26 protein-coding genes are annotated in these 21,932 nt (G+C 41.0%); 2 read left to right on the top strand and 24 right to left on the bottom strand.

The window, feature by feature from the left end; translation table 11 throughout:
- Position 1: 1 nt before the first annotated feature.
- From AC58NB_RS01405 to AC58NB_RS01390, 4 genes are read right to left on the bottom strand one after another with little or no spacing between them, the layout of a single operon-like run.
- Positions 2-826 carry a flagellin N-terminal helical domain-containing protein gene (locus AC58NB_RS01405; RefSeq protein ID WP_497425019.1) on the bottom strand — a complete coding sequence of 275 codons (825 nt, stop codon included), beginning with the start codon at positions 824-826 and terminating at the stop codon, positions 2-4.
- 20 nt (positions 827-846) lie between these two features.
- Positions 847-1,272, bottom strand: coding sequence for a flagellar export chaperone FliS (gene fliS, locus AC58NB_RS01400; protein ID WP_497425018.1), 426 nt, complete (start codon positions 1,270-1,272; stop codon positions 847-849).
- Between the two features lie 41 nt (positions 1,273-1,313).
- Entirely contained in the window at positions 1,314-1,613 is a 300-nt protein-coding gene (locus tag AC58NB_RS01395) for an EscU/YscU/HrcU family type III secretion system export apparatus switch protein (protein WP_497425017.1), read from the bottom strand.
- Positions 1,610-3,826, bottom strand: a complete 2,217-nt coding sequence (locus AC58NB_RS01390; protein ID WP_497425016.1) for a hypothetical protein — start codon at positions 3,824-3,826, stop codon at positions 1,610-1,612. The genes AC58NB_RS01395 and AC58NB_RS01390 overlap by 4 nt, the downstream gene beginning before the upstream one ends.
- A 232-nt stretch (positions 3,827-4,058) precedes the next feature.
- Here AC58NB_RS01390 and AC58NB_RS01385 point away from each other — a divergent pair, with 232 nt between their 5' ends.
- A complete protein-coding gene (locus AC58NB_RS01385; protein ID WP_497425015.1) occupies positions 4,059-4,262 on the top strand; it encodes a hypothetical protein in 204 nt (67 codons plus the stop codon).
- Positions 4,263-4,311: 49 nt separating this feature from the next.
- Here AC58NB_RS01385 and fliS (AC58NB_RS01380) read toward each other — a convergent pair whose 3' ends face one another.
- The 20 genes from fliS (AC58NB_RS01380) to AC58NB_RS01285 form a co-directional block, all read right to left on the bottom strand.
- A complete protein-coding gene (fliS, locus tag AC58NB_RS01380) occupies positions 4,312-4,713 on the bottom strand; it encodes a flagellar export chaperone FliS (RefSeq protein WP_497425014.1) in 402 nt (133 codons plus the stop codon).
- A 22-nt stretch (positions 4,714-4,735) separates the two neighbouring features.
- Positions 4,736-6,742 (bottom strand): flagellar filament capping protein FliD, encoded by a 2,007-nt coding sequence (fliD, locus tag AC58NB_RS01375; RefSeq protein ID WP_497425013.1) that lies wholly within the window; start codon positions 6,740-6,742, stop codon positions 4,736-4,738.
- Positions 6,743-6,754: 12 nt separating this feature from the next.
- A complete protein-coding gene (flaG, locus tag AC58NB_RS01370; protein ID WP_497425012.1) occupies positions 6,755-7,117 on the bottom strand; it encodes a flagellar protein FlaG in 363 nt (120 codons plus the stop codon).
- A 132-nt stretch (positions 7,118-7,249) separates the two neighbouring features.
- On the bottom strand, positions 7,250-8,170 hold the full coding sequence (gene hag, locus AC58NB_RS01365) for a flagellin Hag (RefSeq protein WP_497425011.1): 921 nt from the start codon (positions 8,168-8,170) through the stop codon (positions 7,250-7,252).
- A gap of 199 nt (positions 8,171-8,369) precedes the next feature.
- Positions 8,370-8,534 (bottom strand): carbon storage regulator, encoded by a 165-nt coding sequence (locus AC58NB_RS01360; protein ID WP_140461804.1) that lies wholly within the window; start codon positions 8,532-8,534, stop codon positions 8,370-8,372.
- 305 nt (positions 8,535-8,839) lie between these two features.
- Positions 8,840-9,682, bottom strand: coding sequence for a flagellin Hag (gene hag, locus AC58NB_RS01355; RefSeq protein WP_497425010.1), 843 nt, complete (start codon positions 9,680-9,682; stop codon positions 8,840-8,842).
- Between the two features lie 125 nt (positions 9,683-9,807).
- Complete coding sequence (gene csrA / locus AC58NB_RS01350) at positions 9,808-10,047, bottom strand: carbon storage regulator CsrA (RefSeq protein WP_497425009.1); 240 nt, start codon at positions 10,045-10,047, stop codon at positions 9,808-9,810.
- A 3-nt stretch (positions 10,048-10,050) separates the two neighbouring features.
- The gene (gene fliW / locus AC58NB_RS01345; protein ID WP_497425008.1) at positions 10,051-10,491 is read right to left on the bottom strand and encodes a flagellar assembly protein FliW; all 441 of its coding nucleotides are present in this window, start codon (positions 10,489-10,491) and stop codon (positions 10,051-10,053) included.
- A 12-nt stretch (positions 10,492-10,503) separates the two neighbouring features.
- The gene (locus AC58NB_RS01340; protein WP_497425007.1) at positions 10,504-11,082 is read right to left on the bottom strand and encodes a DUF6470 family protein; all 579 of its coding nucleotides are present in this window, start codon (positions 11,080-11,082) and stop codon (positions 10,504-10,506) included.
- A gap of 80 nt (positions 11,083-11,162) precedes the next feature.
- A complete protein-coding gene (gene flgL / locus AC58NB_RS01335; RefSeq protein ID WP_497425006.1) occupies positions 11,163-12,038 on the bottom strand; it encodes a flagellar hook-associated protein FlgL in 876 nt (291 codons plus the stop codon).
- A gap of 10 nt (positions 12,039-12,048) precedes the next feature.
- A complete protein-coding gene (gene flgK / locus AC58NB_RS01330) occupies positions 12,049-13,653 on the bottom strand; it encodes a flagellar hook-associated protein FlgK (protein WP_497425005.1) in 1,605 nt (534 codons plus the stop codon).
- Positions 13,654-13,671: 18 nt separating this feature from the next.
- Positions 13,672-14,166 (bottom strand): flagellar protein FlgN, encoded by a 495-nt coding sequence (locus AC58NB_RS01325; protein WP_497425004.1) that lies wholly within the window; start codon positions 14,164-14,166, stop codon positions 13,672-13,674.
- 56 nt (positions 14,167-14,222) lie between these two features.
- On the bottom strand, positions 14,223-14,486 hold the full coding sequence (flgM, locus tag AC58NB_RS01320; RefSeq protein WP_497425003.1) for a flagellar biosynthesis anti-sigma factor FlgM: 264 nt from the start codon (positions 14,484-14,486) through the stop codon (positions 14,223-14,225).
- Between the two features lie 212 nt (positions 14,487-14,698).
- A complete protein-coding gene (locus AC58NB_RS01315; RefSeq protein WP_497425002.1) occupies positions 14,699-15,112 on the bottom strand; it encodes a TIGR03826 family flagellar region protein in 414 nt (137 codons plus the stop codon).
- A 63-nt stretch (positions 15,113-15,175) separates the two neighbouring features.
- Positions 15,176-15,868, bottom strand: coding sequence for a ComFC family protein (locus tag AC58NB_RS01310; RefSeq protein ID WP_497425001.1), 693 nt, complete (start codon positions 15,866-15,868; stop codon positions 15,176-15,178).
- The gene (locus AC58NB_RS01305) at positions 15,865-17,247 is read right to left on the bottom strand and encodes an ATP-dependent helicase ComFA (RefSeq protein ID WP_497425000.1); all 1,383 of its coding nucleotides are present in this window, start codon (positions 17,245-17,247) and stop codon (positions 15,865-15,867) included. Before AC58NB_RS01305 ends, AC58NB_RS01310 begins: the two co-directional genes overlap by 4 nt.
- A gap of 58 nt (positions 17,248-17,305) precedes the next feature.
- Entirely contained in the window at positions 17,306-18,154 is an 849-nt protein-coding gene (locus AC58NB_RS01300) for a DegV family protein (protein ID WP_497424999.1), read from the bottom strand.
- Between the two features lie 111 nt (positions 18,155-18,265).
- Entirely contained in the window at positions 18,266-18,772 is a 507-nt protein-coding gene (locus tag AC58NB_RS01295; RefSeq protein WP_497424998.1) for a GNAT family N-acetyltransferase, read from the bottom strand.
- Between the two features lie 124 nt (positions 18,773-18,896).
- A complete protein-coding gene (locus tag AC58NB_RS01290) occupies positions 18,897-19,583 on the bottom strand; it encodes a response regulator (RefSeq protein ID WP_497424997.1) in 687 nt (228 codons plus the stop codon).
- 115 nt (positions 19,584-19,698) lie between these two features.
- Positions 19,699-20,853: a sensor histidine kinase gene (locus AC58NB_RS01285; protein WP_497424996.1), complete on the bottom strand. Its 1,155-nt coding sequence runs from the start codon at positions 20,851-20,853 to the stop codon at positions 19,699-19,701.
- A 306-nt stretch (positions 20,854-21,159) separates the two neighbouring features.
- On the opposite strand from AC58NB_RS01285, the gene AC58NB_RS01280 reads away from it, so the two are divergent.
- Positions 21,160-21,792, top strand: coding sequence for a YigZ family protein (locus AC58NB_RS01280; RefSeq protein WP_497424995.1), 633 nt, complete (start codon positions 21,160-21,162; stop codon positions 21,790-21,792).
- Positions 21,793-21,932 lie beyond the last annotated feature (140 nt).

The raw sequence follows: 21,932 nt of genomic DNA, 5'->3' as shown, positions 1-21,932 counted from the left end.
GTTACTTCAGTAATTGTAGCACACCCTGCGGAAGTTGGTTCGCTTGTGCCAACATCGCCTGTGCTGCCTGATTCAGAATGGTGTTCTTTGTGAACTCTGTCATTTCAAGAGCCATATCTACATCACGAATCCGTGATTCTGCTGACGTAACATTTTCGCTCATCGTTTGTAAATTCGTGATCGTATGCTCCATCCGGTTCTGCATAGCCCCTAAATTAGATCGCTCTGCCGAAACCGTTGCGATGGCCGCATCAATTTTCGATATGGCCGCATTAGCCTGTGCCGCTGTTTTAACATTCAATGGCGCAGCCCCGGAACCTAAGCCAAGCTCGTCCGCACTCATTTTCTTAATCGTCAATTCAATTGTTTGCCCTGCATTGGCGCCTATTTGAAAACTAAAGGATGAATGACTTCCATCTAATAAGCTCGCACTATTAAACTCTGTCGTCTGACTCACGCGATCAATTTCTTCGGTTAATTGATTAAATTCTTCCTGGATTGCATTACGATCCTCATCTGTATACGTTCCATTTGCACTTTGCACAGTCAATTCACGCATACGCTGCAGCATTTCATGAACAGAGGACAAGGAGCCTTCAGCTGTCTGAATGAGAGAAACTCCGTCCAAAGCATTCCGTTCCGCCATATTTAAACCGCGGATTTGTGAACGCATTTTCTCAGAAATGGCAAGGCCGGCTGCATCATCCGACGCTTTATTAATGCGAAGCCCAGATGATAATTTCTCCAAATTTTTATTCGTATTCGTTGTATTGGCAGATAGATTACGATAGGCATTCAAGGCAGATATATTATGATTAATTTTCATAGAAATGCTCCTTCAGTTAATTAGAATTTTACCCTCATGACACTATTTTCATAGGCTGATACTTTCTTGATTAAAGAATCAGCCTTCAGATTATTTTTTAGTTGTATCGCTTCATTCCAAGCTGCGGAAAGCGTTTCGACGATTTTGATCAGATTGGATATTGTATCCGTATTTTTGGTGATATTCACCCTGATTAGTTCTTCAGCCAAGAAGTTATAGAGTGTGTCCAAATTCTCCGCGATCAGACCTGCTTCATAGCGCAGTCCGATGCCAAGGCGATGCACGATATCTCCTGCCTTTTGCAGACTTTTATTGGCTTGGTACAAATCAGTCTCTTCAATTTGACGATTAGCATCCTGTAAACAGGTTACTAGTCCTTCATATAATAATGCTGTTAATTCCTGAGATGACTTTTGTACAATGAATTCTTCCGTTAAAAATTCCACTCATCGAACCTCCCTGTCCTACTACTTACTATATCGACGTTCTATTTATATTGTTTATCAAGCTCCTCCAATAAAAGGAGAACTTCTGCAATGACGGCATACAACTGCGGAGGAATTGAATCTCCGAGATCGATGTCTAAAAGATGGCTGACCAATGATTCATCCTCCTGGAGATGAATATCGTTTTTCTTTGCCATTTCAATGATCTTTCTGGCTACTTCTCCTGTTCCCTGAGCGACCAGCTGCGGGGCATCTCCATTTTGCTCATCGTAGCGGATGACAGCAGCTGTCGGTCCATTCACTTTTTTCCGATTCAGTTGATTGAAATATTGCTGTCTCATATCGTTATGTCATACCCCTTCTTCGCAAAGCCTGCTTGAGCAGATGGGCTTACTTCTCTTTCTGGATTCTTCGTTTCCACAGTCATCGGCTTAAATTGAATGGAGCCAATCGAGTATCCAATCTCCTTAAATCGTTCCAATGAAGAATCGGTTATACCGGAGATGATTTGCTGCAACTCTTCCTTGTCACTTTTAAAGGTAAGAAATAGATTGCGATTGGTCGCTGTCAGCGAGATGCCAACCTCGCCAAGCCGCTTCGTTTCCATGACAAAATAAAGACTGCAATTCTCCCAATCAATTTGATCTTTATCCGTTTGCGAATTGACAAATACCTTTACGTTTTCCACTTCCTTATGAAGCAAAAGCGGCAGCTGAAGGGCCAAGTTTTGCATCCCGGAAGAGTCAGGTTTAGAGAGAAGCTGTTGACCGGTTAACTGTTGGACTGCCTGCTCCACTTGCTGGTTCAGCTTTGGTGTGAGCTGGTCTGATTGCAATAAAGAAAGTAAAGAGGATTTAACTGTTTGCGGCACATCCGCCTGTTTCCCGTTCAAAATCGATTTCGCCACATCATGTTCATTCATCATGCCCAGTTTACGAACCAGTTCCAGCACATTCCGTCCCGATTGCTCCGGCTTTGAACTTTGGATAAAAACATCCTCACCCAGTTCACTCGTCATACCCGCCACGAAATGCTTAACTTTGACATCAGACGGTTTAAAGATTAAGCCCTCAACGTTTGCTTTGACTTCCTTTACAATCTGGTTGGCATCGGCCGTTTTTCCAGACATAAGCAGAGCCTTTGCTTCCTGCAATCGGCTACTCGCCTGTAAGAGCTTCTTCTCTGTCGACATGTCGGTATATAGCATGAATTCACCCTTTAAGATGGCCTGATCCAGCTGCTTAATGGTAGATTCCAGCACCTGTTTAACCTGTGGCTGTCTTTGTTCCATCATTTTGATAGACTGATCGAGATTTCTTGTAATCTCTCTTTTTATATGTTTAAAATCCATCGCAAGCTGGGAAAGCTTTTGGCTAATCTCTGTCACCATCACATCTTTTGAGGAGAGATTTAATCCCTGAATGGCTTGATTGATTGCATTCTGTTCCGTTTCGGATAGAGGAATGGCTTTTTTCACTTCCGATAATTGCGGATTCCCCTCCTGCAAGGTGGTTAATGCCGTCATAAGTTCCTTACGTGCAGTTAATTCCCTGCCCTTGGAAGTAAGCTCTGTTACCTTTTCGATTGAGGCTGTAAAATCTACCACACCCTCGAGACGTTTGGCAGACTCACTATTCAGGAATTCTGTTGTCTTCGCCAATACGGTGGACATGGAAGAATCCTTTTGAACGCTTTTCATTAGATTCATGACTTCCTTGCCTTCTGCAGATAACTCTATATTTCTAGGATTCGCTGTTTCCTTACTTTGTTCAATCGTACTGAGTGTTTGGATTAAGGATTCCTTGCTTACCTGCAGAGATTTTAAGATGGCACTTTTTTCGGCAGGAGAAAGATCTTTTGATCCCTTTAGGAATTTCATCACCTGTTCAGCGATTTTCGAAAAATCTGTTTGAGACTGGATGGCTCCTTTTAGACCCCGAAGTGTAGTGACTGACGTATGAATAGATGGTGTGCTAACTCTCGAAATCTCTGGTATATCACTACCAATCTCACTGACCAATTTCCCAAGAGATTGACCATTTAGGGCCGTGTGAATGGCTTTTAATTCAGGTAAGCGTACCTCTAATCGACGATCAGCCAAAGCCGTAACGGCCGCCAATTTCTGTTCTACTGTGCCAGCCTCTGTGTTCATAAAGCGCTGGATCGTCTGTATACGATCCTTAGAAAGAGAGTACCCCTTCTCCTGAAGGATTTGCACAGCCTGGCGAACCTCTTTAGCAGAAGGATCCACTCCGGCGGCTTTCAGAATCTCTTCAATCTTGGTAGAGGCTTTTCCTTCTACTGCAGGTTGACTTGTTGATAGGGATTTAACCGTTACTTGATCATGATCAACAGACGTTATTTCTACTTGTGCTTTGTCTTGAGACGGAACACCATTTTCAAATGTCACGCTCATCTCTTTTCCTTTTATCGACACGACAGCCGTATTGGCAGATACTCGTTCTTTAATCGTGACAGACTGGATTTGTCCAACCGTATATGAATCGCTTTTTCCATTCATGCTTTGCCCAGAATGGAATGCTTGAATCTGCATCTAACTCACTCTCCGTCCAAATTCCTTACTTTTTTTATCGGCAGATTCCGTTTAAACATTAGCTATTGTTGAGGAGACAGACCTATTTTCCTAGGCTTTATTCGTTAATAAGAACGAATAATTCTTAATAAATGGAAAAACATACTTGATTTATCGGATTAAATAGGTCATAATAACTATGGATATATTTAACATAAAAGGGTTTTTAATGAGAATGGAAAGAGGCAGAAATATGAAAATGGATAAAGGAATCCATATACTGAATGCCATACTGATTGGTTTAATTTTATTTAATATCTATTCATACATAACTGGAAGTTTAGAAGGATTGAAATTAATAGTTCTTGGAGCTGTCCAAATTTTCATGATTGCCTTTATAAATGGTGTACATGACTGGTGGATAACCCAAATAGAAGATCAAGATATAATCGATTAACTAGCAAAAGGGCCGAAAGAATAATCTTTCGGCCCTTCCTTTATAAAATTTAAGCCTGTCCGCCTGAGGTGTATTGCTTTTGGCGGTTGAGCTGGATAGCCTGCTTCCATGTATCACGGAATTCGACTACCAATCCCTCCACCTCATCTAAAATGGTCGGATCATTCTTTGTATTCGCCTCAACCAAACGAGCGTATATATAATCATACATGGTCATCATATTTTGAGAGATAGCCATGTCCATATTTAATGTAATTCGTAGTTCACTAATGATATTTTGCGCTTTTAGGAGATTCTCATGTCTGGCTTGGATTTTTTTCGATTCCATCCCTAATCGTGCTGCTTTGATAAATTTCAGGCAGCCATTATAGAGCATAAGCGTCAATTCTCCTGGGGAAGCGGTATTCACAGTATTCGTTTGATAAGCCTGATACGGATTTTGTATTGCCATTTATACGTACACTCCTTTTTTATTAACCAGTCGCAAACATGGAAGATAAATAACCTGATTGGCTGTTCGCCTGCTGAATTGCTTTTTCCATAGCGGTGAATTGTTTGTAGTAGCGGTCCTCTACTTGGAGCAGCCGGTCTTCGAATCTACTGATTCGATCTTCAATGTTCGTTAAATCTCTGCCCATCGTAAACGTAGCATTCGTCGACAAGGACGTTCCCGCTCTTGTCTTCAGCTGGTCAGTAGCTGCGGATATATTGTCCTGCAGCTTAGACAAAATCCCGTTTTCTGAAGCAAATAAAGCCTCTACACTTTCAGGATCATCTTCCAATGCCTGCTTTAATTTCGTTTCATTGATTTCGAGTTTTCCGCCTGCTAAGTAATCAGAGGTAGTGGAGATGCCAATACTGCTTAATTGTTTATACAAACCAGTAGATGAGGAAATCGAATTGGAAAAACTGGAACGCATATTGTTTAAAACACCGGTCAAAATGGAATCATTTTTCAAAAGCCCAGCCTTCGCAATTTTATCCCATTTCTCAATCTCATCCTCACTCAAACTATCCCGTTCTTCATCTGTCAAAGGGAGATAATTACGATTACGTTCCTCACTGACTTTCCCCTTGATTCCAGCTATTAATTCGTTGTATTTATCCACAAACCCTTTTATATTGTCATATACTTTGGAGGTATCGTTGTTGATACCGACAGTTACTTCCTCGGTAAATTTACTTTTAAGGGTGAATGTTACTCCGTTCATAGAAAAAGTGTTACTTGACCGTTGAGTCTCTAACCCGTTAATAGTAAATTTAGCATTGGCACCTGACGTTACAGCCGCTTGTTTAACAGTGCCATCCGTATGTGTACCATATAATTGAAAGGCTCTTGCTAGTGATGAATCAGCAATTTGGATATCAGCCGCTCCAGCAAAATCACCTGTTTCTTTTCTAGTCATCGAAATTTTATCTGTATGTGAATCATAAAACATGGTTAGTCCAAGCTTAGATGAATTTACTTTATTAATAACCGAATCTAATGATTGATCAGCTGTAATGAAGAATGTTTCATTTATCTCACCACTTGAGGTAGTCGTCTTCATATTCATCGTAGAATACTTTTGCGTATATTCAGCCTCTATATCTACAGCTTCACTCGCAGCTGAGTTAAGTATGACCTTGCCTGTACTGAAATCTATCGTACCTGATAAAGAACCTTCCTTAAAACCGTTATTTTCATCAATCGAAATCGTTTTACCGCCAATTTTCAGGCTTAATGAATCTTTATTAATGGCTCCTTTTGAAAGTTGAAAGCTCGATGCATCTTTAGCTATAGATATTGTCTCCAATTTCTTATTTGCTATATAATTGACTTCGATATTTGAACCAGATTCTGGAATATTATTAACGAACGTAATATTTCCCTTTATATCAATTTCATAATTTTCTACTGTTGCACCCTCGTTATTCTTAGAGTACCGTTCCAACACTTTTCCTGCCACTTTAATTTGAACCTGATTATCTTGAATCTCAACAGTGTCAGGTAATTTAAGATCGATGCCAGATCCCATTGCCGTAAACTTCTGTGTTTCAACGACACCAGGTTTTGGATCCCATGTGATGGAAGAACCAAAATTGCCGGCCATGGATTCTAATGATTTACTGGTATCTATTTTATCTGCAGTTGATCTCGATAATTTATCCATACTTGTAAGAGAAGCAGCTTTCGCCAGCTGTGTAACTTTAGATAAAGAATAACTGGTTGCACTCGCTCCAGATGTTGAAGTGGCAGTAACCATTGCCTCATTCGTACTGCTTGTTGTTTTAGAGCGATAGGATGAACTAAGTTTCATATTCAATACTTCTTGCCGGAAATTCGTTAACAGTGTATTAATTGAACGGTAGTCATCTCTCTTCCATTCAAGCGATTGTTTATTTTGCTTTAATTTATCTAAGGGAATTCTTTCAGCCTGCATCAGCTGTTTAACCATTGTTTCAGTATCCATTCCACTAGCTAAACCTGAAATACGCATTCTTTCACTTCCTTACACTTTTCTATCTACAAATAAAGTCATATTATCTACCATAGCTGCATACATATCGAGCATCTTCTTTGGAGGAATTTCTCGCAACACATTGCCAGTTGCATCATCAACCACAGTTACATAGTATTCATTTAAATCCTCGTGAAGCTCAAATTTCAAAGATGCATGCATTGGTCCTATAAATCTATTCATCGCTTCCGTCGTTTCTGTAAGCTTTTCTTTCATTTGTACATCTGTCATAGGTGCCTGTTCTTGTTGAGGAATAACGTTCTGAAGTAAAGCCTGCTCCTTTATAGGACCAGTACTTTTAGTAAGTGACTGTGGAGCCAAATGACCCACATCAGCCGAAACACCATTCACCATACCACACCTCCAACTATTCAGTTCACTGTTATTAGGTATATCGGTAAGATTGGGGAAACTTTAAGAGGAACTGTAAGAATTGTGAGGGAATAAAAAGAAGAGGAACCAGAATAGGTCCCTCTCAAATATAGATTAACGTAACAATTGAAGTACGTTTTGTGGTTGTTGGTTAGCTTGAGCAAGCATCGCTTGTGCAGCTTGAGAAAGAATAGAGTTTTTAGTTTGTTCCATCATTTCTTTAGCCATATCAACATCACGGATACGAGATTCCGCTGCTGTTAGGTTTTCTGAAGAAGTACTTAGGTTATTAATTGTATGTTCTAGACGATTTTGGTTGGCACCAAGTTTAGAGCGTTCAGAAGACACTTTTTCAATGGCTTTATTAATAGTTTCAATTGCAGCTGATGCTGTTGCTGAATCCGTGCTAATATCAAGACCGCCTGAAGTTTTAGCAGGAGTTCCTGGAACAGCTTCAATTGCACCACTTGCAGGAGTTCCTGGAGTTGCAGCTGCATTATCACCTGGTGTTGTAGTAGTCGCTGCCACTTCAAGTGTTTCTGCGTCCATTGCACGTATACTAATTTTCATAGTTTGGTCTTTGTTAGCTCCAATTTGGAAAGTAAGCTCTTCAGCACCTTGTCCATCCAATAGTTTTTGAGTATTGAATTCAGTATTATTGGCAATACGAGTGATTTCTTTTGCTAATTCATCTACTTCTTTTTGTAATTCTCCACGATCAGTAGTTGTATTTGTATCATTTGAAGATTGAACTGCTAATTCACGCATACGCTGAAGAATATCATGTGTCTCGCTTAATGCACCTTCAGCTGTTTGAATTAAAGAGATACCATCTTGCGCATTTGCGGAAGCTTGGTCTAACCCACGTACTTGAGCACGCATTTTTTCAGAGATAGCTAAGCCCGCTGCATCATCAGCTGCACTGTTGATACGTTGTCCAGAAGATAATTTCTCCATGGATTTGCTTTGTGCGCTGTTTGCGCTGCTTAGTTGCCCGTAAGTTTTAAGGGCAGTAATATTGTGATTGATAATCATTTAATTTTCCTCCTTGGAATGTGTAGGTGGACTTCCTTTTCCACCTGTTACTTTAAATTTATATATTAATGGAAACTTGCCCATTGCCTAGGATGGGGGTTGCCAGTAATAACGAGATCAAAAAAGACGAACGGTGCTGATCCTTGATGCTTCCATGCATCCTTTGTCAGTTCCGCTCGTCCGTGAGCAAATAGGTATTCTATTTGTTTTGTTGATTATCCAAAAGTTCCCCACGCGTAATTTTTACGTGTTTGGGAGCATCTATAGCTAAGCGAAGATGTCCATCTTCACTTTTAACGACCTTTACGATGATGTCATCACCGATTTTGATAAATTCACCCGGTCTTCTACCCAGTACTAGCATAGTTGTGGTCCTCCTCCTTGAGAAAAGTAATCAGTATGTAAGACCCCCATAGAGAACATTACCCTCCTTATGCTTGAGTACGCATAAAAAGAGTAAACATCCCCTATCTCACATCCGCGTCCTGCGATGATTCAATAAGAAATATTTACTCGTCCTGAGCAATCAGTATGAAATTTCCGGGTTTGTTTCGCTTACATAATCTATATCGGAAACTTAGTTTAACATTTAATAGTTTTAATATAAAATTTTAACATTTTTTATTTAAAAAAATCGGAATCCATATGAGGATTCCGATTTTAATAGAATTAACGCAGCAACTGAAGTACGTTTTGCGGTGTTTGGTTGGCTTGGGCAAGCATCGCTTGAGATGCTTGAGAAAGAATGGAGTTTTTCGTTTGCTCCATCATTTCTTTTGCCATATCAACATCACGAACACGTGATTCAGCAGCTGTCAAGTTTTCTGAAGATGTACCTAAGTTATTGATCGTGTGCTCTAATCGATTTTGAGTAGCTCCTAATTTAGAACGCTCCGTTGAAACAGTCTCAATCGCCGTATTCACTAATGTAATAGCAGCATCAGCACCTGTTTGCGTCGAAATATCGATACCTACAGTATCGGTTTCCGTTGTTCCCGTACCAACTAATAGAGTAGTAGCATCCATGGCTCCAATCGTAAGAGTTAAGCTCTGATCGGCATTGGCCCCAATATGAAATACTTTGCCATCCGCATCTGATCCATCCAGAAGCTTTTGCGTATTAAATTCCGTTGTTTTAGAAATACGTGTAATTTCTTTCGCCAATTGATTAAATTCCTTTTGCAATTCAGCACGGTCGGTATCTGTATTGGTATCTGTAGAAGATTGAACAGCAAGTTCACGCATACGTTGAAGGATATCATGCGTTTCATTCAAAGCACCCTCAGCTGTTTGAATCATAGAAATACCATCTTGAGCATTACGGGAAGCTTGATCCAATCCGCGAATTTGTCCACGCATTTTTTCTGAGATCGCCAGACCTGCTGCGTCATCTCCTGCACGGTTAATTCGTTGACCTGAAGCCAATTTCTCCATCGATTTAGATTGGGCACCATTTGCACTTGATAACTGGCGATGCGTGTTTAAAGCTGCGATATTGTGATTAATAATCATACTAAAAAATCCTCCCTGATTTTAACGGATCACGTCCATGTGGTCCTTGATATGTACAAATGGAGAAAAGCGACCGCCTTTCCTTTCCTTGTACACTATTTCTATCGGGTGAATTCCATCGCTCTCTATGAGTCTTTAGTCATATTTTTAGAATTATTAATCAATTCACCTATATTAAACGTAATCTCTGCTGCTTCTACATTCTCATGCTGGATCTCTTCAAATAATTCTTTCCGATACACATCGACTTGCTTCGGTGCTTTAATCCCGAGCTTAACTTGATCGCCTTGGACTGAAATAACCGTGATTTCAATATCGGGACCTACTAAAATGGATTCATCTTTTTTCCTTGATAGAATCAGCATGCTTTACTCCCCCTTGCTTTCTACTTTTGGAAATAAAGGTGTTCGCGTTTGATAGTTTGTTTGATTAAGAATGATTTGCTTTCCTTTGCCATTCTTCGTATCAATAATCAATGGAGCTTGAAGATTGATCGTTGACTCTTCAAAAGGGTCCTTTGCCGTCACAATCGTAAACACCGTCATATATTCTTCTGTTCCCCCTAATGACTTCACGATATCATCATCCAATTTAAATTCATAATCCGGATAGGTTAAAAATGGACTTGTCATCACAAAAGCCAGATTAGATGTTGTTGCAGACTGAAGCACAAAGAAGGATTGATCATCTGTTAAAGGAAGAAGCACAAATTTCTTTTCGTATGGGAAACCTGGAATGCCTTCATTAAACACAATCATCTCTTTTTCCTCGATTACTTGCTCACCATGATATTTTGTTGTTAGCTTCACTCTTCTTCACCCCTATATATTGATTTCAAATGGATTTTGGTTGACTACAAAAAACGTAAGAGATTGATATTCTTTCATATAATAGCTTATACTGCCTGGGATATAATTGATATTCGGCTTATGGGTTTGCACCTGAATATTCACCTTTCGGGGCTGTATATCTACTTCCACCGAGCCAGGATCGTAATGAATCCGCACACTTCCATGTGACGGAATGAAAGCGAGCCTTGAGTTATAGAAGGGGCGGGTCGTATTTTGTTTCGCAATCATTGCTAATGTCTCGCCGCCGTTCTCAATCTGCAGTAACTGCTTCCCTTCTTCAGCCGTGTTGGCTAGTGATTTCAGCCATGCTTGGTGTCCTTCCTGCGCAAACTTTTCATTCAGGCGAATGGCACTGAAGAGATTGACATCCTCTCTTGCTTTAGTTTGATCAATCGTTAATCTGGAATGCTGATGATAGATGGTCATGGCTGCCTTTGGCTGTTCAATTGATACATCTGCCATCTCTTGATCAATCGATTGATTAATAGGTGTAATTTGATAACCAAGCTGTGCCGATGTTGAGTTCATTTGCAATTGGGCAATAGGCATGGATTGTCTCTCCTCCTCTTAACATACAAAAAGAGTTGACCAGATTAGCCAATAGGCGCTTCTTGAGCCAACTCCATTTTTTAGCGTAAGAAATCAACCAAGCTTGGCTGAATGATGCTTGCTCCCATTTGTAAAGCAGCTCTGTGAACACTTTCCTGCGTAATAAAATCCGTATAGACCTTTTCCATGTCTACATCTTCATTTTCACTCAATACCTTTTTGGCTAATACCTCTTGGTTATCAATTCTAGCTTCCAATAGTTCCAGACGATTATAGCGAGCACCAAGATCAGAACGCTCCGCTGAAAAAGTGGTTACTAGACTATCGAATTTCTCCAGTAAGGAATCAAAATTCATATTTTCATCGGATAACTCGTTCTCAATCTCACCAATTGTATTAAAGAGTTCCTGACTGAATAGCTGTGAAGGATCTGCATTGGCCTTTAATTGAATTCCTCTTGATACTTCCACCAAATAGGGATCATTTTGTGAGCTCACGGTGACCCCGGTTTGATCGGAGATAACAGGAGGTGTATTGACGCTTGTTCCATTAAAAATATAGCGGCCGGCAACCTGCGTATTGGCTACAGATACTAAGTCTTCTTTCAACTGAGAAATTTCTTTACGGATTGCTTCCCGGTCTTCTGTTTGATTCGTGTCATTTTTTGCCTGCAGCATCAGTTCGCGGATTCGCTGAAAGTTGCTATTTGCCTGATCCATAGAAGCTTCCGAGTTGTCCATCCAAAGATAGACCTCTGATAAATTACGTTTATATTGTTCGACTTCCTTGAGGCTTGTCCGGTAATACATTCCCTTTTGCGCAACCACTGGATCATCCGAAGCTTTCGTAATCTTTTTGCCTGTTGACAGCTGTTCCAAATACGATGCCATCGATCCATAACTCTTATTGATATTCCGTAAAGAATTGGCTGCAACCATACTTTGTGTGACTCTCATTTCCATTCACCTACCTGCCACCGACGCCAAGGCCGTTGATTATTTTATCGAGGCATTCATCCAACATCGTGATCATTCGCGCCGATGCATTATATGCCTGCTGAAACTGAACCATATTCGTCATTTCTTCATCCAATGAGACAGCACTAACAGAAGAACGTCTGTCGCTGACATTCTGCAGCAAAGTCGTACTGTTGTCAGATAAACGATTTGCTTGTTCCGTTTTAACCGCCATAGTTCCAATTACACTTTGCAAATAAGCGCCCAAAGATTCTTTTTCAGCATTGGCAGACGTGTCCCCTAATGCATCCTTATAATTGAACTTTTCATAAAAGACAGCGGCAAGCTTTAAGACATGACTGGCGTCTCCGTCATTGGGAGTAGCTACAGATGCAGTTGCGATATAATCATAGCTTTCCTGGATTTCATCAGATAGTTGAATACGGCCGGCAAAGCCCTTAACGTTCTGAGGATCTGCGTTATTTTCATCAACAAAGAAAAGAATATCTTCATTAAAGTCTTCTACCTTCGCAGTTGGATCATTCTCCAAAGCTAATTTCCAGGCTGCCAGCTCCTTCGCGCTTAAGCCTTCCTTATGAACCTTATTAAACTCGGTTGCAAAGGTATAGGCCATATGGTCAAGTTCTTTGAGCATATCCGGTAAATCCCCTGTCACGGTTCCTTCCGCATTCATATAGCCATGAGTTTGGAGAAGAGACAGCAGTTTCCCTTCAGAAGTAAAGTTTGCTGAAGTCATGACATTTCCGCCAATACCAATTGAATCAACCGCCCCATCTTCTCCATTATAGGTAAGAGAGATTGGATGAACGTTCGTCGAATCAATCAGCGTCATCGGTTCAGCCGTTCCATTATTCAGCTTAATCACGGCTGTTCCCATTGCTTGCGCCTGTGAACTCCCACCGTTTTTCACATAATCGACCTTAATATTCACCATGGAGGATAACTCGTCAATTAACAGATCACGTGAATCATATAAATCATTCGGCAAGTACCCGTGCGGTTCAATCGCCGCGATTTGTTTATTGAGGTTATCGATGCTTTCCATCAACCCATTGACCTTTTCAACCGTCACACCCAACTCATTCTTCAGATCGGACCTGACCATCGTTAAGTTCCCATTCAAATAGGTAAACGTATCAGCCAGGGCAGTTCCCCGCTCACGAACAACAGCCTTACCTCCAGAGTTAACGGAGTTTATGGCCAAGTCCTGCAGGGATTGCCAGAATGAATCGATAGAATCAGAAAGACCTGTTCCGCTCAGCTCGTTCATGACATCCTCTATTTTGCTTAAGCCGTCCGCTTTGGCAGTCCAAAACCCAAGCTTTGTGCTTTCGCTTCTATATTGAACATCCAAGAAGCTTTCACGAACCCGTTGGATGGAACCCGCTTTAACCCCTGTGCCCAATTGGCCGGGAATTTCCTCGCGGTTCATTGAAGGATTAGGAAAAGCCGTTTCCGGTGTCATATTAACCCGTTGGCGAGAGTATCCGAGTGTATTGGCATTGGCAACATTTTGACCCACTACATATAAAGCAGCCTGCTGAGTCGTCAGTCCCCGCCTTGCTGTTTCTAACCCATGAAAGGTTGATGTCATAAAAGCTCCTCCATTTTTTCAGGCCTTCGAATCAAATAGCGATTGGCTTTGTTTTCTTCCACTCTCTGAATCCTGTGGCCTTTCATATGTATAATTCTCAGTCTCTGGTAGCATCAGATTTAAGTTTAAATTCACGAATTGCAAAGATTGATAGATTAACTGCTGATTTAATTCATTTCGTTCTTTTAAACGCATAACCTCAGTTCGCAATTCAGTTCCTAACTGTTTCAGTTCAGCTTGCTCGAACCCTTCAGCATATTCGATACACTCTGCTAAAGAGGCGGACCCGCTAGGTATGCCCTTTTTCTCAAGAAAAGCATGGACGTCATCCTGCCGAATCTTTTCTACTCTTTCAATGGCAACGACGAACTTTCTTTCCTGAACCAGCAGGCTGGTCAATAGTTTTAGCTCTTCAGCTTTGATTGCTTCTGTTTTTTCCTGAGCCATCCTGTTCAGTTCCCTGTGCAGGTCAATGAGCTGCCGCAGTGTTTGAATAATCGATTGAGCTGACATTCGTTCACCCCATATAAAAAGAGGAAGCCAGTACAAGCCTCATACTGGCCTCCGCCTTATTTTTTCGAATAAAAATTGAATACGCTTTTCGCTGTCTCATTGACATTAACTTCATACGTGCCATTCTCAATTTGCTTTTTAATTTCGTCTATTTTTGCTTGACGTTCGACTGCTACACTCGATATATTCTGCAATTCTTTCGCTTGGCTGGAAATTTCCACTTTATCGGCAAGCTGGGAAGGCTTCATGGAGGTATCGGCTTTATTGACTGCCTTTTGGTATGGATTTACGCCATATTGATTTAGATGGTTAATTTTCATTTCGCGTTCCTCACTTTCCTTCCGTCACATTAGCTTCTAAGGTATGTTGATGATCTGTCTTCTGATTAAAAGATGATCAATCAGTCCTTCTTGCATCTCTACTGTTAGTATCGACAGCAAAGATCATTTGTTTACGTATCTGCCCAGAAAATTATGACATACGGGGCATCATTAATCAAAAATGATCAGACAGGTCTAAATGCTTATTTCCCCTAAGATTTACGGTAATAGGTCATTTGGCGCCCACGTTCTTCAATCTCTTTTTGGAGTGCCTCATCCCGTTCATGCCGCTCAAGGTCAGCCCGCAAATCTTTCCTGCAGCTCACGCAAAAATTTCCTTCACGGATGATTGAACCACAATGCTCACAGGCATAGCCTAAATGTGGATTGGAAGCGATTCTAAGCTTCCCGCTTTTAATAAATTTCATTAGCAAGGACTCATCCACACCGGTTGCTTTGACAACCTGAACAATCGTTGCTGTGCGATTTTCACGCTTACGGATATATTGGTATACTTCATTATAGATTGCTTCTTCTTTTTTATAACAAGTCTCGCAGACATCTCTGAATTGATTTTTCACGAACAGAGCCTGGCAATTCGGACAATTGGTCAGTTCATTCATCATTGGTTTCCTCCTCATAAGCAAGGTTATAGTTTACTTATCGGAACGATCGTTGAAAGATGAAGGTCATCGAGCGATGGTCAAAGAAACAACACTCCTTGCACCTGCCTCCTTTAAAATGGCACCAGCATGCCTTAAGGTGGAGCCTGTTGTATAGATATCATCAAGCACAAGAATGGTTTTGTCTTGGAAAGATGAGGCTTTAGGATGGATCCCAAATACCTGTTTCGTATGGATGCGTTCATACCGACTCTTCTTCGACTGTTTCTCTCCATGGACACGAATCAGCCCATATGTCAGAGGCATCCCGGCCATCACACCAATCGCTTCAGCCTGATTAAACCCTCGTTCCTGGAGACGCTCGTCACTTAGCGGAATGGGAATGACAATGTCTGCTCGCGGCGCCTTTTTTCGCAGTTCTTTGCTAAATAAGCGAACCAATTCATAATCTCCCCGATATTTAAAGCGAGCAATAAACTCCTTCATAAACGAATTATACGTATATAAGGAAAGATTATAATCAAGTGCCTGGCCATATAAGGGGTCAGTCTGCCACTGCTCGCAATCCGAGCATCTGCCTCCCTCCTGAAGTGGTTTACAGCAAACGACACACGTATTCCCTTGAATGGGTGTAAGCCTGGAGCGACAGGTTGTACAGAGTAAATCAGCTTCCTCTAAAAAGAGGATATGCGCCCAGCCGGCAATCTCCTGGATTGGACTATGACAATAGAGACAAAGAGAGGAATGGAAAATGGTCAATCCAACAGCCCCCTTTTAACGGCTTCCTTATTCATTTGGTTGATTTGTTGAATGGCATCAAGCATGGCGTTCGTTTTCCCATAATGAAAAAATACACAATCACCATGTGGATGATCCTTACTTCTGCCAACCCGTCCCGCAATTTGAACAAGTGCTGACTCTGTGAAGATTTCCTCCTCTGCCCCAACAACAGCCACATTCAATTTAGGAATCGTCACACCTCTTTCTAGAATCGTCGTTGTCAGCAAGCCTTGAATCTCGCCCTTGCGCAGCTGCATGATTTTATTTTTACGTTCAGGATCATCCGCATGGACGGACAGAAGATTAGATGTATAGGTTTGAAATAAAGGAAGAGCTTTTTCCATTAACGCGATATTGGGGAAGAAAATAAGAAAGGGTTTCTTGCATTCGATGGCCTGTTTCAGCCATTGGATCAAAGGGTTTGGAAGTTTATTTTTCTGGATGGAGGAAGACCAGTTTCCAATCCATTTCATAAAGGGAACTGGAATGGGATGCCTGTGAAAGCGGGCAGGAAGCAGGATTCCATTTCTTTTGCCTTGCTGGAATTCACGCTGCCATCGTTTGGATGGTGTTGCGGTCAAGTAAATAATCGCAGCGTCTTTTTTACAGGCCTTTTGAACGGCGTATTGAAGATGTTGATCAAAGGAATAAGGGAACGCATCTACTTCATCAATAATCATGACATCGAAAGCCTCAGCATAGCGCATCAATTGATGAGTAGTCGATAAGACGAATGGGGCAAAAAGTTGTTTTTCCTCACTGTCCCCATAAAGGGCCACAATCGGAATGTTCGGGAATACAGTACGGAGCCTTGGAGCAAGTTCCAGGATAACATCCGTGCGCGGAGTAGCCAGGCAGACACGTTTCCCGGAACAAAGTGCTTCTTCAATACCCGCAAAGATCATCTCCGTTTTGCCGGCTCCGCATACTGCCCAGATTAACAGATCTGTTTTCTTACGAATTGCCTGCATGATTTTATCTGATGCCTCTTTTTGCGAAGAAGAGAGTGCCCCATTCCATTCGAGCTGGGCCGACTCTGGATTCCAGGGTGGCATATTTCCTTTCCATCCATACAAGGGGGTGCAGGCACTGATTCTACCCATCATAATACAATAACGGCAATAGAGGCAGTTCTCACCACAGACACTGTGCAAAAAGGTGGCAAATAATCGGGGATCCGCATTGCCGCAGCGTCTGCATACACCATTCTCAATCCCTTTAACAGAGTATACTTGTTCATTCGAATTCAATTGATCCTTTAATTCATTTGGAATTTCAGTGATGAGGAGTTCTTTACCAACGAGGAGCTGTTGAAGAGGAGTAGCAGAGTGTGGGGGATCGAGTCTGGATGCTTTCATATGGAAAACCTCCTTTTAAAAAGTAAAGGGCCAGCAAAACAGCCGACCCTGATGATGATTAGTTATATCGCTTTGCCCAGCCAAGTCCGAATGCTCCCTGGCCTAAGTGGGTACCGATCACGGCACCAAAATAGCTGAGACTGAATTCGGCTTCCGGGAATTTTTCTTTTAGTTCACTTAACATTTCGTCTGCTTCTTCTTCATTATTTCCATGAATTAAAACAGCTTGAAGAGGCACACCTTTTTTATATTCCTGTTCAAAAAGATCAACGATGCGTTTAATAGCCTTTTTCTTCGTGCGGATTTTTTCAAAAGGGACAATCACCTTGTTTTCAAAATGCAGGATTGGCTTTACTTGAAGCAGGCTGCCAATTAAAGCTGCAGCACCATTTAAGCGGCCGCCCCTTTGTAAATTTGAAAGATCATCTACCATGAAGTAGGCATCAGATGATTCGCGGAGTTCATGTAAACGGGCAATGATTTCCTCTGGATGTTTGCCTTCCTTCGCCATTTTGGCTGCTTCAATGACGAATAAACCCATAATCATGCAGGTGATTTCGGAGTCAAAAGGATAAACTTTGATGTCTTTAACCATTTCACCAGCTGTAATGGCACCTTGATAGGTACCGCTGATTCCACTGGATAAATGGATCGAGACAACAGCATCATAGTCTTTTGCAAGCTCTTCGAATTTTTCAACGAATTTACCAGTTGATGGCTGAGATGTCGTTGGGAGCATATCCAAACGTTCCACCATCTCATAAAAATCAGCAGCAGGTAATTCATTCTCCTCCTGATAAACTTCATCTCCAAACACTACACTTAATGGGATCATATGTATGTCATAACGCTTTCGCAGGTCTTTTGGTATATAAGCTGTACTATCCGTAATTATTGCTGTTCTCATTATTTGAAAAACCTTCCTTGTTATTGAGATTTTCCTCTATTATATTCTTCATTTTAAATGATTATCAGTCTGTTTGCATTATATTGTTCAAAATGCTAATTTTTAGATTATTCATTCCTCTATTTTCTTCCCTAGAATCAGCAAATCTTTTTTCAATCCATCTAATTCTGCCACACCCGGCAAATGGCCCCATACCTCAAACCCATACTTCTTAAAAAGGCGGATACTTGGCTCATTATGGGCAAATATAAATCCAAGTAAGGTCTCAATCCCCAAGCTCGGAGCCCGCTTTATGGCATACTCTAAAAAGTAGGCTCCCACCCCTTTTTTCCGGTAAGACAGGTCCATATAGATACTGATTTCTGCGGTTGCTTGATAGGCAGGCCGTCCATAAAAATCCTGAAAGCTGAGCCACCCAATAATCGTGCCGTCATCTTCCATTACCCATAAAGGTCTTTTGTCAGAGGTATGATTCAGGAACCAATCCAAACGACTTTCAATCTCTACCATTTCTATATCGGCTGTTACCATTCTGCTTTGAATAGTGGAATTATAAATTTCAACGATTCGAGCTAAGTCCTCTTGATTAGCATCTCTTATTGTATATGGAATATCCACAGTCTCCACCCTATCTTTCGTAAAATCTACTCAAATGATAAAAACCAAGTAATCCCTATTGATTAACCATCAATAGAGACAAAAAACACCAACCTAATGGCCGGTGCTATCATCTATATTCTTATTATACTCTAACTTCAACCCAGCCATTTTTTATGGCATATACAACCGCTTGGGTACGGTCATTTACGTTCATTTTTTGAAGGATGTTACTCACATGGTTTTTAACAGTCTTCTCACTGATAAACAGGGTCTCACCGATTCCTCTGTTACTCTTGCCATCAGCCAATAATTGAAGAACCTCACACTCACGGCGCGTTAGTAAATGCAATGGGCGGCGAATCTCCACATTCATCACATTCCCACTATTTGTTACCTCATCTGTTGCCAACCTGCGGTAATCACGTACCAAATTGTGTGTAACCTTAGGATGCAAATAGGAACCCCCATCTGATACCACTTTAACCGCTTCAATTAGGGCATCAGCATCCATTTCCTTTAATAAATAGCCACGCGCACCTGTTTTTAAAGCATGGGTTACATAGTTTTCATCATCATGGATTGAAAGCATAATCACTCGTGAATCCGGGAATCTTTCAATCAACTGTCCAGTTGCTTCGACACCATTCACATTAGGCATATTGATATCCATAATCACTACATCCGGATGATAGGTATCCATAATTGTAATAGCCTCGCTGCCATCGTCCCCTTCAGCGATTACTGAGAAAGAAGATTCAAAATCCAGAATCCGTTTAACCCCTTCTCGAAATAATTGGTGATCATCTATGATTGCAATTGTTGTTGTCATTATTTCTCCTCCCCATAACTCTAGTAAGTAGTCGTTATCTCTATTATATTCTTGACTACTTTTAAACACCAAACATTTACCAAAAATATAACTATAAAACTATTTTAATAAATATTTACACATTTGCCGATGACTTTAGTGGGATTTGAATATAGACTAAAGTACCGCCGCCCACACTTGATTGAATGGTCATTTCTCCTTCAAGCGTCTCAATACGCTCATTCATGCCCATAATCCCAAAAGACTCTTCCTTTTGTTTGTGCGGTTCAAATCCACGCCCATTATCTCGTACAGTTAATGTTCCTCTTTCGTTCAAAAGCTCAAGCTTCACCTGAATAAGACTGGCATTGGCGTGTTTAATCGCATTCTGGACCGCTTCTTGAGCAAGTCTGAATAAAGCCACTTCATAATTCGGCTCAAGTCTTTTTTCCTGTCCATACATCTGAAATCTAAATTCAATACTCGGATTATAGTCACCGATTGTTTGCAAGTATTTACGCAATGTCGGGATCAACCCAAGATCATCTAAGGCCATCGGCCGCAGGTCATAAATAATTCGCCTGACCTCAGCCAGGGCACTACGAACCATTTGTTTTAAAGATTTAATCTCCAGTAACGCTTCTTCCGGACCGCGCTCTCTAAAAATCCGTTCTGTTAAATCAGAACGAACCATCACATTGGCGAGCATTTGGGCGGGCCCGTCATGAATTTCACGGGAAAGTTTTTTTCGTTCTGCTTCCTGAGCCTCAATGATTTTAAAGCCAAAGTCCTGTTTCTGTTTATACATATCAAGAACCTCTGACATATCCCTCAAATCACTCGTTAAATAATGCATAACAACAGTAATCTGGGAGACAAGACCCTCAGCCCGATCAATCGTATCTTTAAGATTAATTAGCCTTCTTTCTAGATCATCGCGACGTTTACGAAGCTGTTTTTCCAGCTCTCTATTCATTGTTAAATCGACTTGGAACGTATGAGCCTGTTCATAGGCAGCCCGTACTTGCTCCTCCGTGAACTCCTTGAAACGCGATGAAACTTCTGACAAACGTTTACGGGAATCTCGCGCTTTCTGTTCCAAATCATCCCCATCACCTATGACCTTTAGTACCATTGTTTTCACAGAACCCAATTCAGAAGAAAGTTGATCAAACTCATGCTGGCAGTGTTCACCTATTTCATATATTTCTCCCTTGCTATTGTCTACGGTACTAATCATATGATTGAGGATGCTGTCGAGTCCCTTCCCATCCAGCTTAGGTACCCGCATTGTACTTACCTCCTGTTATGGTGCAAAAAGAATCATCTACTTTATCTATACCAATTTCATAAAAAAGCAGTTCGTTCGTCACGAACTTCCTTTGTGGGTAAGACTGATCATTTAGGGTATAGTTCAACTATTATTGAAGTGAAATACTACATAATAGTTAAATTATAGCATGCTTTCCAGTATTTTTTTACTTTTACTATATTACATCTATATCACAAACATATTATCTCTGTAATAAAAGATGTTTTAGGAACAGAAGAATAAAGTATACTAGAGTTGATATAGAAGGAAAGGCGGCAGTTTTAGATGCTGAATTCATATAAAACGGTAAAAGGGTATGGCGAGACGGAACAAATCATCCAAAAGTCACGCTTTATCGCCTATGTAAACCGTGTCGAATCAGAGGAAGAAGCCATACAATTTATTCAATCGATTAAGAAAAAACATTGGGATGCTACCCATAATTGCTCAGCCTACATGATTGGTGAAAACGACCTTATTCAAAAAGCCAATGATGATGGTGAACCAAGCGGTACAGCAGGCGTTCCCATTCTTGAAGTCATTAAGAAAAAGGGACTGAAAGATACCGCAGTCGTGGTTACACGCTATTTCGGTGGAATTAAACTCGGTGCCGGAGGATTAATCCGCGCTTACGGAAGTACGGCTTCAGAAGGAATAAATGCGACTGGTGTGGTGGAAAGAAGACTAATGCGTGTCATGAAATCAACATTCGACTATACCCTCCTCGGGAAAATCGAAAATGAGCTTCGCAACTCGCACTATTCCATTAAAGAAATCCACTACCTGGACAAAGTCATGATTGAATCCTTTGCAGAAGAAGACGCAAAGCAAGCCTTCATAGACTGGATGACGGATTTATCCAATGGGCAGGCATCTATTGAAGAAGGCGATATGTTGTATTTGGAGCATGAACTTTAAGTGATAAAGATTTATTAAAAAGCGCATCCTTTTCGGATTATTAAAGTAAAAGTTAAATGAGTATGGGTATTCTTTAATAGCTCTATTGTTAAAAACCTTGAAATTATAAAACGAAACTGGCCATCATCTCTCCAAGATGA

It is taken from the genome of Pradoshia sp. TA40_28, from assembly GCF_059694525.1.
The sequence above is the reverse complement of the archived record's forward strand: the minus strand, read 5'-3'. Positions and strand labels throughout refer to the sequence as shown.